This is a genomic window from Streptomyces sp. NPDC107521, from assembly GCF_055598485.1.
Window position 1 is genome coordinate 675,898 of the sequence record NZ_JBVKAT010000002.1, and the last position, 15,341, is coordinate 691,238.

The 15,341-nt window shown below is 71.0% G+C and carries 8 protein-coding genes and 1 pseudogene; 2 read left to right on the forward strand and 7 right to left on the reverse strand.

The genetic code is table 11. The features are described 5' to 3' along the window. Positions 1-3: 3 nt before the first annotated feature. The 5 genes and pseudogenes from cas6e to casA form a co-directional block, all read right to left on the reverse strand. Entirely contained in the window at positions 4-834 is an 831-nt protein-coding gene (cas6e, locus tag ACZ7LB_RS06090) for a type I-E CRISPR-associated protein Cas6/Cse3/CasE (RefSeq protein WP_471465625.1), read from the reverse strand. A gap of 183 nt (positions 835-1,017) precedes the next feature. Further along, positions 1,018-1,671: pseudogene (gene cas5e / locus ACZ7LB_RS06095) on the reverse strand (type I-E CRISPR-associated protein Cas5/CasD); the annotation flags it as partial. Beyond that, a complete protein-coding gene (gene cas7e, locus ACZ7LB_RS06100) occupies positions 1,668-2,867 on the reverse strand; it encodes a type I-E CRISPR-associated protein Cas7/Cse4/CasC (protein WP_471465584.1) in 1,200 nt (399 codons plus the stop codon). The pseudogene cas5e and the gene cas7e, both read right to left, overlap by 4 nt. A 70-nt stretch (positions 2,868-2,937) precedes the next feature. After that, positions 2,938-3,861: a type I-E CRISPR-associated protein Cse2/CasB gene (gene casB, locus ACZ7LB_RS06105; protein WP_471465585.1), complete on the reverse strand. Its 924-nt coding sequence runs from the start codon at positions 3,859-3,861 to the stop codon at positions 2,938-2,940. Between the two features lie 180 nt (positions 3,862-4,041). Beyond that, positions 4,042-8,844, reverse strand: a complete 4,803-nt coding sequence (gene casA / locus ACZ7LB_RS06110; protein WP_471465586.1) for a type I-E CRISPR-associated protein Cse1/CasA — start codon at positions 8,842-8,844, stop codon at positions 4,042-4,044. Between the two features lie 1,030 nt (positions 8,845-9,874). Here casA and ACZ7LB_RS06115 point away from each other — a divergent pair. Then, positions 9,875-11,098 carry a damage-control phosphatase ARMT1 family protein gene (locus ACZ7LB_RS06115; protein ID WP_471465587.1) on the forward strand — a complete coding sequence of 408 codons (1,224 nt, stop codon included), beginning with the start codon at positions 9,875-9,877 and terminating at the stop codon, positions 11,096-11,098. Positions 11,099-11,704: 606 nt separating this feature from the next. Here ACZ7LB_RS06115 and ACZ7LB_RS06120 read toward each other — a convergent pair. Beyond that, entirely contained in the window at positions 11,705-13,984 is a 2,280-nt protein-coding gene (locus ACZ7LB_RS06120; protein WP_471465588.1) for an NACHT domain-containing protein, read from the reverse strand. 535 nt (positions 13,985-14,519) lie between these two features. Between ACZ7LB_RS06120 and ACZ7LB_RS06125 the strand changes: the two genes are divergently transcribed. Continuing rightward, complete coding sequence (locus ACZ7LB_RS06125; protein WP_362619861.1) at positions 14,520-14,846, forward strand: hypothetical protein; 327 nt, start codon at positions 14,520-14,522, stop codon at positions 14,844-14,846. A gap of 266 nt (positions 14,847-15,112) precedes the next feature. Here the strand turns inward: ACZ7LB_RS06125 and ACZ7LB_RS06130 are convergent. Then, the coding region (locus ACZ7LB_RS06130; RefSeq protein WP_471465589.1) for a hypothetical protein at positions 15,113-15,341 on the reverse strand (229 nt) is incomplete at its 5' end.

Here is a 15,341-nt window from a genome sequence, read left to right on the forward strand (position 1 = left end):
GGCTCACCGCCCCGGTGCGAGGGTCATGAGACCGCAGCCGTACGCCTTGGCCTTGCCCACACCCTGGGTCAGGGTGCGGCGGAACGCCGTGAGGTCGGTGATCCGCAGCCTGCCGTCGAACGTGGCCCGGGTGAAGCGCACATCGGAACCGGTGGAGCCGTTCACCTGCGGCGAGCGGCGGCCGGAGGTGCCGGGTGTCCCCCTGTCCCCGCCCGGTCCTCTTCCGAACCGCACCGGCGCGCGGTCGTGCACCACCAATTCGTAGACCCAGGTGTCGAACGCGTCGCGGTCCTCGGCCGGGGGAACCGGGGAGCGGTCCGCCGCCCCGCTCCCGGGCGGCGTCGGGAAGAAGTCGGCGGCGGGCTCGCGCAGTACGGCGAACCCGCACCGTTCCTGCTGCCGCAGCAGCCAGCGGGCCTGGTGGCGCGGGGTGGCATGGGCCGCTCGCTTGGTCGGTGCCCCGACGGGGTCCTGGGCACGGCGGATGTGGTGGACCGGGTTGGCGGTGAGCCGGAAGGCCCAGGTGTCGCCCTCGGCCAACGCGGCCAGGAACTCCCCGTAGGCGAAGGTCGTCCAGCCGTCCTGCCCGAGGCTCGGCCACCCGGCCTGCTCCGTGAGGTGGGTGAGATCGGGGCGGTCGGGGCTGGAGATGAGCAGGTCGACCCTGCCGCCCGGGGCGCTGTCGAGCCGCCACAGCACACGGGGCCCCGTGCCGTCCCTGGCCGGAGGATCGGGGAAGGCCATGTTCACGGCGCCGTGCAGTCGGTGCGGCGAGCCGAGGAGCCGTCGGGCCTCGGACCGGCCGGTGTTGATGCGGAAGCGGGTCAGGTACATCGTCGGGTTCCTAGGGGGCGTCCGTGGCGTGGCTGTCGGGGGTGGCCCGTCCGGGGCTCGGTCCGCCGGGCGGGCGCTGCCACGGCCGGAGGGCCCTGCGTCGCCTCGCGGCGGAACCGGGCGCAGATGTGCGGTGGGGTCGTGCCCCGGTGGTGCCCCGGTGTGGCCGGTCCGCACTCCGCGCACGGCGTACTGGCGGTGGCGGGGGTCGAAGGTGAGCGGTGTGTCGCGCAGGGAGTAGTCGGGCGCCTCGCCGGGAGGGCAGTCGAGCAGCAGGTCCAGTTCCTCCGGGCCCCGCGGTTCCTTGCCCTCCGCGGCCCGCTCCGACTGCCGCCGGTACCAGGGCGAAGCCTGCCAGGGGAAGCCGCGCAGCGCCTCCTCCAGGGGCTGGTCGCTGAGCGACGGGCCGTCAGGAGTGCCGTCGAACAGCAGGGGCCGGGAGGGAGGACACGAGCGCCGTCCCAGATAGGGCAGGAAGTGCGGCGCGCCGACGGCGGTGTGCAGTCGCCCGATCAGCCCCTCCTCGCCCTCCACACCCGCGACGAAGACCGCGTCGGCGAGGTAGTAGCGGTCGGACAGCGGCATGACGCGGCCGGTGTCGCTGTTCTCCGCCTTGTGGAAGTCCTTGATGCGCGAACCCGGTTGGTCGACGCGTACGCCGAAGCGCAGCCCGGCCAGGTCGGAGAGGCCGGCATCGCGCGGCCGCCCCTCGGCCGCCGCCAGCAGCCCCAGCACACCGCTCTTGGTCGGGGCGTTCTCGGTGGTCCGCTGCACGAACCGCGCGGACGAGCCCCAGGCCTGCAGCGGCCCGGCGAGACAGAGCAGCAGCACCGTCATCCGTCGGACCCCAGCCGTTCCGCGACCGCTCCTTCGACCTGCGCCAGCAGTTCCGCGAGGGTGACCCCGGCGCCCAGGGGCGCCAGGTCGTCCGTCTCCTCGCCGACCCGGAAGACCCAGGTGCGGTCCTCGTCGATCCCGTACTGCTTCTCCAGGTTCCGCACGTAGGGGGTGAGCCGGCGGCAGCTCTCCCGGAGGAAGCCGCCCCGCGTGGTCTTCGGCACCGGCTCCTCGAAGGCCCCGACGAAGCTCAGCGGCCGGCGGTCGCGGATCGTGACGACGACGGCGGACGGGAGGGTGTGGTTGGCGAAGGTGTTGATCTTCCCGGTCGGCAGCGAGGTGATGAACGCCTCCAGGAAGGCCCCCACGGCCCTGGCCGCCGGAGTCGTCGGCGGCTCGTCCTTCCTGAGTCCCGTGCCCAGGTTCCGCTGGAGCTCGTCGGCGTCGACGGCCGCGTACCGGTACAGCGTGGCGGAGTTGAAGTCGACCGTGCCGATCATCCCGGCGCCGGGCTCCGAGTCCTCGCTGCGGTCGTCGACGGCCGTGTAGTAGTCCGACTCGATGTCGGAGCGGTGGACGCCGAGCGCGTGGGCGACCTGTGCCGCGGCGTCCACGTTGAGGTCGGCGGCGTTCGCGACCATCCGTCCGAAGAGCGCGATGTCCACCGAGTGCCGGGTGTCGACGGCGGCGCGTGCCAGGGCCTTCTTCTCCTTCTCCTTCAGCGCCTTCGTCAGCGTCCCGACGTCCCCGCCTTCGCTGTACTCCACCACCAGCTTCGCCAGGGCGTCCAACTGGCGCCTGCTGAGGAACATCAGGTACTTCGACTGGGCCGCTGCCGCCGCCTCGTCGTCGGTGTCCTCCTTCTTCCTGCGCTTCGGCACCTCCAGGGTGCTCCCGGTGGCGACCGGCAGGGCCGCCTCCGCCAGCTTCAGGGCGTTGTCCCCGAGGGTGCCGTCCAGGGCGATGACGCGCTCCGCGAGCGCCTCCGCCACCTTCTTCGTCCGTACCCCGAGCTCCTCCGGCGGGAGCAGCGTCTCGAACCGCCGCCGGGTGGCGCGCTTCCACGCCTGGCTGGAGACCCTCGCCCGGCGGACGCCTCCGTAGAAGGCGGACTTCGGAGTTCCGGTGTCGTCCCGGTTCATGTTGCTGGGCGGGACGGTCTGGAGGACGTGGATGTCGATGATCGTGCGGGGCATGGCGTTCCGTTCGGTATCTGGTGCATCGGGCGTATCGATGCGGGAGGGGCGGTCGGCGGAGGGGGAGCGGTCAGGCGTCGGCGTCCTCGTCCTCCGGGATCACGGTGTCGTCGGTCGGCGGTGGTGCTCCGGATCCCGGCTCCCCGCCGGTTCCGCCGCCGCGGGATCCGCCCTCGGCGGACGGGTAGTGGCGGTGGAAGTCCCGCCCCCAGGTCCGGCGGACGCCGTCCCGCCGGTCCTCCTGCTGCCAGCGGGCCAGCTGGTCGGCGAGGAGCGCGTAGTCCAGGGGGATGCGGGCGGCGCGCAACAGCAGCACCAGGTCGCGCAGCCGGGCGGCCAGCATCTCGGTGTCGGAGGAGCCACCGACCCGGACGAACCGGCGCCGCACGCTCTCGCTGACCTCCTCCACCGGCGGGTGGTCCTTCGGCTCCGCCGTGCTGTCCGGGGCGCCGTCCTCCGCCGCTCGCGGTCGCGGCTCGTCCCGGGTGCCGGTCCTCCCGTGGGCCAGGCGGCGCACCGCGCGGCCGAGCGTCCAGCCGGGCCCATGCATGGGCTCGTCCCGCAGCGACTGCTGGTGCAGGGCCCACAGGGTCACCGCCAGGTGGACGGCCGTGTCCTCCCGCAGTTCCCGTGCCTCGCGGTCGGCCCAGCCGGCGGACGAGAGGTCGGCCGGGTCGGCCCTCGCCCCCCGCGCCTCGTGTTCCTCCTCCCTGCGCTGCTCGCGCAGCTCCGCCAGGGTCTCCATGTGGACGAGACCCCAGGCACCGGCGGATGTGTGCGCCTCCCGCCCGGCCTCGCGGCGCAGCCGGGCCACGGTGGCCACGGCCCAGGCGTCGTCACGCTGGTAGCCGGACTGGAGGCGGGGGACCACCCGGGAGACGGCCCGGCGGGGCAGACCCCGGTCCGGTCCCGGTCCCGGTCCCGGGTCCGAATCCGTGCCCGGGTGGCCGCCGGGTGGCGCGCTGCCCGAGGGGGACGGGGTGGAGGGGGCCATGAAGTTCATCTCCTGACGACGGGAAGGGAACGGCCGTGCCGTCTTCCGGCGGACACCGGAGGGCGACGGCGGTGAGGGGAGCGGACGGGGAGGAGCGGCCGGCAGGACCACGGCGCCGGGGAACGAGCGGATGGTCCGGGCGGGCGGACCATTCGCGGACCGCCCGGCCGCCGGGCCGGACTATCGGACGGGCCCGGGCCTCGGCGGCGGTCCCAGATGCTTGTTCAGCCGGGCGCCGAACCACAGTTCGGCCCGTCCGGCGTCCATGAGTGTTCCGGGACGCCCCGGCAGGTCGACCAGTCGTCCGTCGGTGGCGGCCGGACCGGCCGAGCGGATCTCCTCCCGGGCCAGTCGGCGTACGCGCCGGCGGACTTCCTCACGCCACTTCTGACGCGCCGCCACGAGGTCCGGCTGCCGGGCCAGCGACCGCAGCCAGCGGCGGAACGGCCCGTCCAGCGCACCGTAGGCGCGGTCCTGGACCGATTCCACGGCCGCTTCCGTGCCTTCGCCCCCCGAGGCGAGCACCAGGTGCGAGGCGAGCCGGCCGAGCGCCAGGACCGCGTTGTCCGCGTCGTGAACGGCGTCCTCCGCAGCCGCCCGGTACTGCTCCCTGGCGGCGAGGAACGTCACCAGGGGGAGCACCACCGCGTCGTCGACGATCTCGTCGATGACGGACTGCTGGGTGCCGTAGACGATGCCCACGGTCCGCAACCGAAGCAGCCTGGCGGCGTCCAGGTCGTAGTCCCCGCTCACCTCGGTGAGCCACTTCGCGATCCGGGAACGGATGCGCAGGGGCGCCTCACCGCCCTGCCCCGTCTCCTCCGGGACTCCGCGCGCGGGGAGCAGGGCCTCGATGCCCCGCCAGGCGGCCCGGCGGGGATGGTGCCGCAGCGGCGTGTAGACGACGTCCCTGCGCTGCTTCTTCTCCTGCGCGGCGCTGCGGCGCCACGCGCTCATCGGCTCCAGTGTCCAGGGCGACTGCTGCGCGAGGGGGTCGCCGTATCCGAGGACGACGCCCGTGACCTCGCCGGTGTGGTCGGTGGCCAGCCGGATGCGGCGCGTCTGCCAGGTGTACAGATCGCGAAGCCCGGCCGGTTCGGGGCCGCCCGCCTCGACGGAGCGGCGGCGGGCGTCGTAGGGGGCCTCGCGCCGCCAGACCGGAAGGTCGGCCTCGGTCCGCTCGGCGTGGCTCCCGTTGCGGTAGGCGTTCTCGAACGGGACGAGGTTGAGGAGCAGGGTCTCGCGCAGGGTGTCCCCCTCCGCGAACACCCCTCCGAGGTGGCCGAGGGACCCCACGCCGAGCGGATACACCTTGCCCGCCCTGGCCCTGTCGTCGCCGTGCAGCGCGGGCTTGATGCCCGAGGTGTCGAAGGCGTGCGTGTGCACCAGCCAGCGGGCGGCCTCCCCGGGGGACAGCCGCTCGACACCGGGCCTGCGCATCGAGAACAGCGGCGATCCGGTGGGCACATCGGCCACGATCCGGCTCAGCGGCGCGATCTCGTCCTTCTCCGTCCGTAACCCCGCCACCTGGAAGAACGGCCGCTTGGAGTCGAAGAGTTCGAACCGGTCCGCGTGCCGGTCCAGATAGGCGACCGCCTCCGCGAAGGGCTCCGGAGCCTCCCACAGCTCCACCCACGCGTCGATGTCCCCAGGCCCCTCCAGGGCGTCGTAGAGCACGGCCAGCGCCAGGCGCAGCAGGGCGAGTTCCTGGGTGGGGACGTCACCGCCCATCCCGCGCAGCTCACCGGCGCGCAGGAACAGGTCCCGGAGGGACAACTCCTCCCCACCGCCGTCGGACAGCCGCCGCACCGGCAGCCACGGCTGCCGCACGAGATTGAACGCGGGGGGCCCGCAGGTCCGTTCCGTCCTCACGGCGCCGCCCTCACCGCCGTCCGACCCGGTAAGACGGTCCCCGCCGCCCGCTTCCCCCGCGGACACGCCGACGGGCGGCGCCTCCACGGGCCCTTCTCCGGTAGCAGCCCCATCGCTGTTCCCCTTGCCTGGTGCACGAACCCCGGTCGCGGGCATGCCGGGACCGGCGAGCCGCAGCCCGTCCTCGCGGCTGTAGCCCAGTTCGTAGCCTGCCAGGAGGGTCTGACAATCGGGGTCCAGAACCAGCAGAAGCTCCCCCGCCAGCCAGGGGCACTCCTTCACCTGCCAGGCCGGGACCAGGAATCCCTCCAGCTCGGCGATGGTGCGGTCGATGATCCCGGGATGGAGGAAGCGGCCCGGCAGGGAGAGCGCGCTCGCCGCCACCGCCTCCGCCGCTCTGCGGGACGGCGGGAAGTCCGTCGGCAGTTCGACGCCACCGGCTCCACCGTCCAGCCACGGCACGGTGATCAGCCGTCCGTCGCCGGTGCGTTGGACGACCAGGACCTCCAGTGACTCCTTCGCGTCCCGCACCTGGGCCCGTCCGGCCCGGCCGTCGTCCGCGTCCCCGGCATGGGCCTCCAGCCACCCGAACACCGGACGTCCCGCCCGCTGCACCGGGCCCAGGAGGAAGCCGTCCGCACGGAGCCGCTTGGCTTGGAGAAGGGCGTCGTGCCGCTCCCGGGCCGCCGTCATGGCGTCCGCCCACTCTGCCGGCCCGAGCGGTCCGTCGCCGTAGGCGCTCTGCACCAGCGGGCCGATGTCCCGCGGCAGCCGCAGCGGCGCGCCCGCGAGATGGGGGCGGAACGCCGCCAGCGCCCGCAGCAGGGTCCAGTCGCCCTCGTACACCGCGCGCGAACCCCGCACCGGTACCGGGAGCGAGACGGACCAGTCCTGCACCCCGGTCATCAGGCATCGGGGGGTGGCCAGGCGGGCGGGCCGGGGCAGGGGGTGCCGGTGGAGGCGTCCCATGCGCTGGAGCACGAGGTCGACCGGGGCCAGGTCGGTCACCAGGAGGTCGAAGTCCACGTCCAGCGACTGCTCCACCACCTGGCTGGCCACCACCACATGTCTCTTCGGCCGGTCTCTGCCCCGGCCGAACCGAGCGACGAGACGGGCGTCGTTGGCCGCCCGGTCGGCGGCCAGGAAGCGGGAGTGCGCGACGGTGACGTCGGCGTCCCCGAACCGTTCGCGCAGCACGCCGGCGGCCTCCAGAACGCGGGCCACGGTGTTCCGTACGACGAGTGCGCAGCCGCCGTCGGCGAGTTCGGCCTCCAGACGGTCGGCGAGCACGGCGGGATCGTCGTCGAGGGGCTCCACGGACACGTCCGTGCCCCTGCCCGCCGCCGCCGGGGGCCGGGCACCGCGTGCACCGTGGCCCGGCGCCACGGCGGTGATCAGGGGGTACGCGTCGGCGTCCCCCTCCACTCCGGCCGCGGCCTCGGCACCGGCGTAGGCGGCGGCCAGCGCCCTCCGGCGTCCGGCGGGCAGCGTGGCGGACAGCAGCACCACCGGCACCCGGTAGGCGGCCAGCCACTCCAGAGTCCGGTCGAGATAGCGGTTCATATACGCGTCGTAGGCGTGCACTTCGTCGATGACCACCACCTTCCCCGCGACCGCGAGGTGCCGCAGCGCCAGGTGCCTGCTCTTGAGCGCGGCGAACAGCACTTGATCCACGGTGCCGACGGCGAACGACGCCAGCAGTTGCTTCTTCCGCCCGCGCAGCCACTGGTGCGCCTGCAACCCGGCGGGACGCCGACGTCCCTTCCCGGACGGCCCGTCGACGGACCGGGACGGGTCCACCGCCGAGTCGTCGGCGCGGTCCCCGGGGCGCCGGACCTCCTCGTCGGCGTCCGGATCGACCGCCGTGACGGGTCTGCTGCCCCGGCGCAGCAGACCGGCCCATTCCCGCTGCAGCGCGGCCTTGGCGTGCGCCAGCACCACGGACCACGGACCCGTGCCGGCGTTCCCGTCCCCGGGCAGGGCCTCCATCCAGGAGAGCAACCGTCCGAACATCGCGTCCCCGGTGGCCCTGGTGGGCAGCGCGAGCAGCAGTCCGCCGGCCCCGGACCGGGCCGCGAGGATCTCCGCCGCCGCCAGGGCGGCCTCCGTCTTGCCCTCGCCCATCGGCGCCTCGACGATGAGCAGCCCGCCGGGCTCCATGTCCAGGGCTATCCGTACGGCCTCCTCCTGGACGGGACGAGGTGCGGCGCCCCCGAGCCGGGGGAAGCGGGCCGCGAACAAGTCGGCGGCCGGTGCGGCGGGGACCTCCGGCCGCCAGGGCGCGGGCAGGTCCAGCCCCTCCCAGGCCGCCCTGAGCCGCCGCGACTCGCCCCCGGGCCCCTGCCAGGACTGGGGAGCGTAGGGGAAGAGGTCGGGAGAGCTGGCGATCCAGTCCGAGAGGATCACCACGGCGGTCAGCAGCACCTGCACCGGCTGCGGCAGCCGCACGCTCCCCCATGTCGGCAACAGACCTGTGACGCCTGTGAGTTCGGCACACCAGTCGAGCAGCTCGTACTGGGTGCTCCGCCAGACCCGCTCGGCCGGGCCGTGATGGCGCAGGAGATGGGGCCGCAACCGCAGGTCGTGTATCTGTCCGCTCTCGGGCGGCACTCCGTGGTGTCCTCCTGCCACCACCGCGAACTGCCCGGCCACGCGCGCCCCGAACCCGAACCGCCCCCTCATCCACTCCTGTATCACCAGTTGACCGGCGAGCCCGTGAGGGGCGAGCCTGCGGTCCCGGCCGTACTGCTTGAGGGTGAGCATGTCCAGCCCGTGCTCGCGCATCGGCCCGGTCAGCTCCTCGACCTGGCAGGCGAAGGCCGGGCTGGCCTTGCCGGCGTCGTGTCCGGCGGCCAGGAACACCACCAGCCTCCGCGCCACCTCCTCGTCCCCGCCGAACGGCTCGGCCAGCAGCCGGCGCACGGACACGGGCAGCCACGCGTCCCACAGCCTCCCGGCCACCGCCCCGCTGTCGGCCATGTGCCGCCAGAGGGGAAGCCACCCCTCCGTCTTCCGGTCGTGCTTGGCCCACGCGGACCGTGCGGCATCCGACAGCCCGTCCGAGATCGGCACGGCACGGCCGGTGCGGGCTTCTTGAGGGGGTACGGACATGTGTGTCCTTCGATGCCAGAGCTACCGGGTACGGATGTTCCGTGACGGAGAGGGCCCCGGCGTTCTGCCGGGGTCCCTCGTCGTCAGCGTCTGCGCTGCCGGGACAGAGCCATCCCGGTGGTGATGAGCGCGGCCCAGACCCAGGGCTGTTGCGGGGAAGCGGAAATCATCGCCGCGATGAGGATCCAGAGGGGCCCGTCAGGGGCTGCGCCGCGGTTGGTAAGGCATGCATCTGTACTCTTTTCGTGTCTCTGGGTTCGTGCCGAACGCGGGGGCGGGGTCGGGCTCCAGGCATCCGGGCGAACGGATGCGGGTATGGAGCCCGACCCTTTTTTTCCAGGCGTGAGCCTAGGTGCGCAGTGGCTGTGGAGAGGCGCGATCGAGCCATTCCCCTGTTCTCTTGATCTCAGCCCTGCATCTGCTGATGAACGTTCTCGGTTCAGGCTTTCGCCGCATGGCGGCAAGAAGGTGAAACCCCGCGTTCGCGGGGAGCAGGAGACCGTCATGCATTTGCTGTAAACGTTCTCGGGGACCACCCCCGCGTGTGCAGGGACCAACTGGGCCTGGACTACGGATCTAACGCGACGGAGCGCGATCTCACCGGAGCGCCCGCAACACCCTTGCCGTGTCCTGTCCGGGCGGTTGCCGAGGGTACGGGAACCATACGGACGCCGGTGCGACTGGTGCGAACAGGAGGCGGCAGTGCCGTATCTCGGTTGATGCAGCAGACCCGCAAACGCAGAGCGGTGTGTTCCACCCGATCAGCGCTCCCGGTGAGAAGAAGAACGCTTGGCGCCTTCTCGTTCCCGGGCTGTTCCAGAGGTGATGACCAGGGTCTCACCACAACGGAGGAAACTGCTTCTTCGGCTTCGGAAACCCAGCTGACGAAGCCGAATTGCCAGGGGCGGAGTGGACACCTCCCCGTGCTCGAGGCCCTGATCGGCCTGGGGCAGGCACCCGCCGGCAGCGCGGCGCGGTCGGCGTACCCGAGGGCCAGGAACTAGGGCGCGGCGTACGCGAGGCTAGGGGCATGACAGCGAAGACCTCCCCTCGCCCGGACGACGGTGCCGACGGTGCCGGCCGCCCCACCGCACGGCACGCACCGGTCATCCTGGGCAACGAGCCCGGCTCCTTCGCCCGGAGTGTTCTGGCGGAGCGCCACCCGGCACTGATCCGGCAGGTACGGGACGCCTTCCCGTACGGACCCGGCCGGCACGAGGCGCTCGACGCCCTGCTGGACGAGATCACCAACGGCGTGATCGAACCGCTCGGTCCCTCGGACCCCGATCACGAACAGTGGGCGGTCTGGGGGCGTCCGTACTTCGGGCGTTCGTGGTTCGACGCCCCGTTCCTCTGGTCGGAGAGCTACTTCTACCGCAGACTCCTCGGCGCCGTGGGGTACTTCGGCACCGGGCCGTGGCGGGGCGTCGATCCCTTCGCCCCCTTCAAGAGGGCCGAGCTGCGCGGCCCGGCGGTGGACGAGGAACTCGGGGCCTTGGACACGCTCGCCGACGCACCGGCCGACGAGCGGGCAGCCGCCCTGCTCCACGCCTCGCTGTGGGGGAACCGGGCGGACCTCGGCTTCCGGGTCACGGAGGGCGGGACGGCGCCCGGTGACACTGCCAGTGCCCTGGTCGCCGACGACAGCGCGCTGCTCTGGAGGCTGCTGCCTGCCGGAGGCGGCTCCACGGTCGCCGTGGTGGCGGACAACACCGGAAGGGAGCTGATCCCGGACCTGATCCTCATCGATCACCTCCTGGGGGAACGGCATGCCGAGCGGATCGTGCTGTACGTCAAGCCCCACCCGTACTACGTCTCCGACGCGATGACGGCCGACGTCGTCGACTGCCTGCGCCGCATCAACGAGGCGCCCGGCGAAGCGGGCGGGATCGGCGGGCGCCTCTGGGAGGCCGTGGCGACCGGGTGCCTGGAGATCCGGGTGCACCCGTTCTTCTGCGCGCCGCTGCCTTACGAGGACATGCCGGAGGACCTGCGGGGCGAGTTCGCGGACGTCACGCTGACCATCCTGAAGGGCGACCTCAACTACCGGCGTCTGGTGGGGGACCGGATGCTGGACGCGACGGAGTCGTTCGCCGGCCGCACGGCGTACTTTCCCGGGGCCGTGGCGGCATTCCGCACGCTCAAGTCCGATGTCGTCGTCGGGCTGGAGGGGAAGGTGCTCGACGCTCTGGAGCAGTCCGGCGCGGCCTGGCGTACGAGTGGCACCCATGCCCTGATCCAGGTCCGGGCGTAGAGGTCCGGATGCGGAACCGGCCGCCGCGCCGAACCGGCGGACGAGACGGCCGAGGGCGGGACGGTGCGGGGTGGCCGGACGGGGCGGGGAGGCGCGGTCCTGCGCGGAAGGGCCGCGGCGGCCCGTGGAGCCCGGCTCGTGTCGAGGACCAGGCAGGGTTCCTCTGCGCGCCATGGTCCTCGGGATCACGGGACGGGGGCCCGGAGGCGCCGCGAGGATGCGCCGTACCCCCGGGTCCCCGACCACCCCTGACGGAAATGGCCCGTATGGTCGGCACCGCGATCGGGGGCGTCGCAGACGAGCGGTGTGGACGAAGGAGAGGACAACAGGGCCGAAGAACGTCGAGGGGCCCCACCGCGAACGGTGGGGCCCCTCGACGTAGTGCCCGGTGAGGCACTGGCGGAGGATACGAGATTCGAACTCGTGCGGGGTTGCCCCCAACACGCTTTCCAAATGTTCGTCTAGGGGTCCGGAGCGGGCCGTAGGTGCCCTGACCTGCGGCGGAGCGTTCGAGGTGGCCCCGTCCGGACGGGGGCGAATGAGACCAGAACTGAGACCAGCTGCCAATGCCTCATGAGGGTGCCGGGTGTGACTCTGGGGTCGGAATTACTCGAGGAGGCTATCGGCGCTCGACTGGGGGGCTTGGAGGATGCGCCGGACCCGGCTTGCCATACCCCTGACCGGGAGGTAGATCCGGGTGCTGTTGGATCGGGCGGTAGTGACGAACCCCTCCGTGGTGAGACGCTGCAATGCCTCTGGGACGAGCTCGCGGTGCTTGGCATCCAGTCCGCGGAAGATCGCGGACTCCTTTCGCCCCGTGCCTCGCTGAGCGTAGATCTTTTTCAATATCGTGAGCAGGACCTTGTTCAGTGGCGTCGTCTTCAGGGCGAGGATGCCCTTGGCCGTCGACATTTGTGCGTCGAACTGGGCCACCTCGCAGTCAACGAATCGGCCTGCCTGCAGCGCCGACCAGCCAGCTACACCGGTCATTTGCCCAATTAGGCAATTTTGGAAGCGCGGGAGCGCGTATCCGTCGTGGTCGGTGAGGTCGAGCTCCTGGATTACGCAGTCGTGGAAACTCAGCCAGTCGTAGCCCTTGGCGTCGGCCGTCAGCGAGAAGCTGCGAAGCTCGACCTCGTGGATGGAGAGCGGCGTGCGAGCCTCGTCCCCTGGCCACAGGCGCGCGGCGACGCGGACGATATCCGTGACGACGGAATCAGAGACGCCCTGGCGTTGGAGGGCGCTGGCGGATGAGTAAGCGCGTCCCGGGCTTGCGGTGCTCTCCCTTTCCAGCCGCACAGTGGCCACGTCGATGCCGACTTCGTCCAGACAAGCAATACTGCCTGTCATTTCCAACAGCGGGCTGTCGGTGTTTGGTTCGAGGATGCTGGTCACGACGTCGCCCGCGCGGGCGGCGTCGGCAAGCGAGACGTCGACGAAGCGTCGAGAACCGTCGACGCGATCCATAGCCCCAAGTCCCGGAAGCCGCTGCAGAAGCTGGTACGAGCCCTCATCAGGGGCGTAGCCGCACACTGACTGGAAGACGGACGTCAGCTCTTCTTGTGAGATGGGACCAAGCCCATCTGTGGAGCGTCGGGCCTGGGTGGCAAGCCGTTCCAGCACTCTGCGGACGGTGAATCCGTCCACGCCCACCTCCATGCTGGCCTCCCGCTCGGCGATGCGATCCAGCATCATGTGCCAGCCTTCACCCGCCGAGCGGCCGAACGTCCCCTCGACGGAGCCCTGGAGCACGCTTGACGAGCCCAGGTAGCTCAGCAACAGGGGGCGCGAGGGAAGCCAGTCCGGGAGCGCATCGTGCCAGCCGTAGGCATCCAGGATTCTTTTCGCTTGCTCCTCCGTTGGCTCGCCCGCCATCAGAGACAGGGAGTCGCCGCGGGCGCCCAGTGCGGTGCGCATCTCGACTTCACTGTCGAAGAAGTGTGCCCTGCCCGCGAGGACGACGGAGGTCGAGGCGCGCGAGTCGCGGCAGAACCGGCGCACAAGTTCCACGGAGCGGCGGCGGATGTCGCGCATGGCCGACGTTTTTCCGATCCAGCCGGGCGTCGCGATCTCGTCGAACCCGTCCAAAATTAGCGTTACATCGCCCGAACGCCACGCGCGGACCAGCTGTGCGGGTGCTGGGAACCCGATCTCGCGAGCGTGTCGCTCCAGAGCCTCCACCGGGTACACCTGGCCCTGATGATCACGCAGGTTGAGAAGGATGGGAAAGGGCCCAAACCTGTCTGTGCGGTGGGCTGTTGCCAGACGTCGGTACAGCTCGCGTAGGAACATGCTCTTGCCGGCCCCGTAATCACCGTACAGAAGGATGGACTTGCCGTTCCTGACCTCCTCGCTCACACGGGCTACTGAGAACGGTTCGCCCGTGTTGCTCTCCACCGGATCAACGGCAACGTAAGGCTTCAGGGCCTCGTGGTCGCCGCTGCTCGGTTCGCGCGCGCTGCCGAAGGGGTAGGAGCCGCGCAGCTCGAGGTACTTCAGGGAGTCGACAAGTTGCCCCCGCAGCTGGGCGAAGCTGCAGGCGATGAGAGGTGGCCCGAAGCCCTTGACGACCGTGCGCTGGTCGGCGGTGGGTTCGTCGCGCGTGACGAAGAAGCCCTTTACGGACTTGAACGGGTGTTTCCGGGCCATGGCCAGGCATGCGTCGTAGAGCTTCCTGCCGTCCTTCTCCGCCTTGTCCTTGCGTCGTGAGACCGTGCACTCGACGATCGTGACTGAGTCCGGTCCGATGAAGACTCCGTCACGTTCAGCGGTGCCGATGTAGGTCGAACCCTGGAACTCGTTCTCCGGCGCGAAGAGCGCACGGGAGATTCGCAGGACCTCAGCCTCGAACTCCGATTCTTCCTGTTGCTTCTCGTTCGATGGCACGAGGACCCCCTCCAAGTCGTGACTGACGTCACATCATATGGGTGAGAAGCTGCCCGATTTGCGCTCCCACTGGTTCAGTCGCTACAAGCTCGTGCGTGTGATGGGCGACGTGAGTATGCTTGGTCGCGCCATGTAATCGATGACCTGTGACGAACATGCCGGAGTGACAGTGGTCCACTCTTTCGCGCCGCCGCAGAACGCACAACGGCCACCCTGGTCGGCGTTAGACGAGTACCTGTGGCACTCGTGCGACATCCTCGCCGACCTCCTCGAACGGCGCCTGTCCAGCCGCCCGCTGGTTGCTACTACTGCACGGCTCGGGCAAGGAGACCGTGCCCTTGCCGTCGGGCCCGGGCAGCGTTCGACCTGGCGAGCCCTGGGAAACGGGAGATATCGACACAGCAGCATGGTCGCGGTCGGTAACCCGGCTTTCGTCGTGGGCAGTTTGGTGGGCTCCGCGCTAGGCAATTCTGCTCGGCGTCGCCAAGCGCAGCACGATGCACGACCGCGGTGGGTGCTGGACGGCCCCGGAGAGGTGACCATCACCCTGCGGAGGCTGTTCTTCGCCCATCCGGTGTGTGAGCTCGACCTCGACTGGAGAGCACTCAGCTCGATCGATCTCGTGGCCCCGGATTCGTTCCAGACGGGCTTCGTCAACACCCGCGGCCAGCATGTGACAATCCGCGTGCAAACGCCATGGGCGTCGCTGATTTTTGCCGTTGCTGCTGTTACGGCATTCCCATCTCACCCTCGTCTACTCGGCCGAGGGTGGCTCCCGGCAGACTTTGAGCAGCGATGTGTCAGCCTCGGGCGTCACTGCCGCCCAGCTGCCCAACTCGCCTTGGATGTGCGCGGGCTGTGATGCGGCCAGGGGGAAGGGCGCGCGTATTCGGTCGCGTCCTTTGTGCTGTCGCCAGGGAACAGCAGCCAGTGCGCCAGCTGTTCACCGGGCAGGTCGCTCAAGACCGGGTCCCACGCGTTGGTGGGCAGGCAGAAGCCGGAGTTCGGCGAACGGCCAGGGCGTTTTCGCCGCGGTGATGAAGGCGGCGGGGCCTGAGGTTCCCCTCGTAGCGTGGGGTCCGTGACAGCAGGGGATGTTGGTTGTCATGGCGGAGAAACGTCGCAAGTTCACGGCGGAGTTTCGTGAGGGGGCGGTACGCATCGTGACGGAGACCGGGAAGCCGGTCCCGAGGTCGCGCAGGACCTGGGGATCAATGAGACGACGCTGGCGAGCTGGGTCTCGCGGGCGAAGCGGGCCGGGTAGGCCACGCCGGAGGACAGGGACGCGTTGATCGCCCGGCTGACGGCGGAGAACGCGGCGCTGAAGAAGGAGAACAAGGAACTGGGGATGGAGCGC

Bases quoted from the DNA above. Each gene is read 5' to 3' on its own strand.
- cas7e (WP_471465584.1), bottom strand. From the start codon at position 2,867: ATGCCCCGCACGATCATCGACATCCACGTCCTCCAGACCGTCCCGCCC.
- ACZ7LB_RS06115 (WP_471465587.1), top strand. From the start codon at position 9,875: ATGACAGCGAAGACCTCCCCTCGCCCGGACGACGGTGCCGACGGTGCC.
- casB (WP_471465585.1), bottom strand. From the start codon at position 3,861: ATGGCCCCCTCCACCCCGTCCCCCTCGGGCAGCGCGCCACCCGGCGGC.
- cas6e (WP_471465625.1), bottom strand. From the start codon at position 834: ATGTACCTGACCCGCTTCCGCATCAACACCGGCCGGTCCGAGGCCCGA.
- casA (WP_471465586.1), bottom strand. From the start codon at position 8,844: ATGTCCGTACCCCCTCAAGAAGCCCGCACCGGCCGTGCCGTGCCGATC.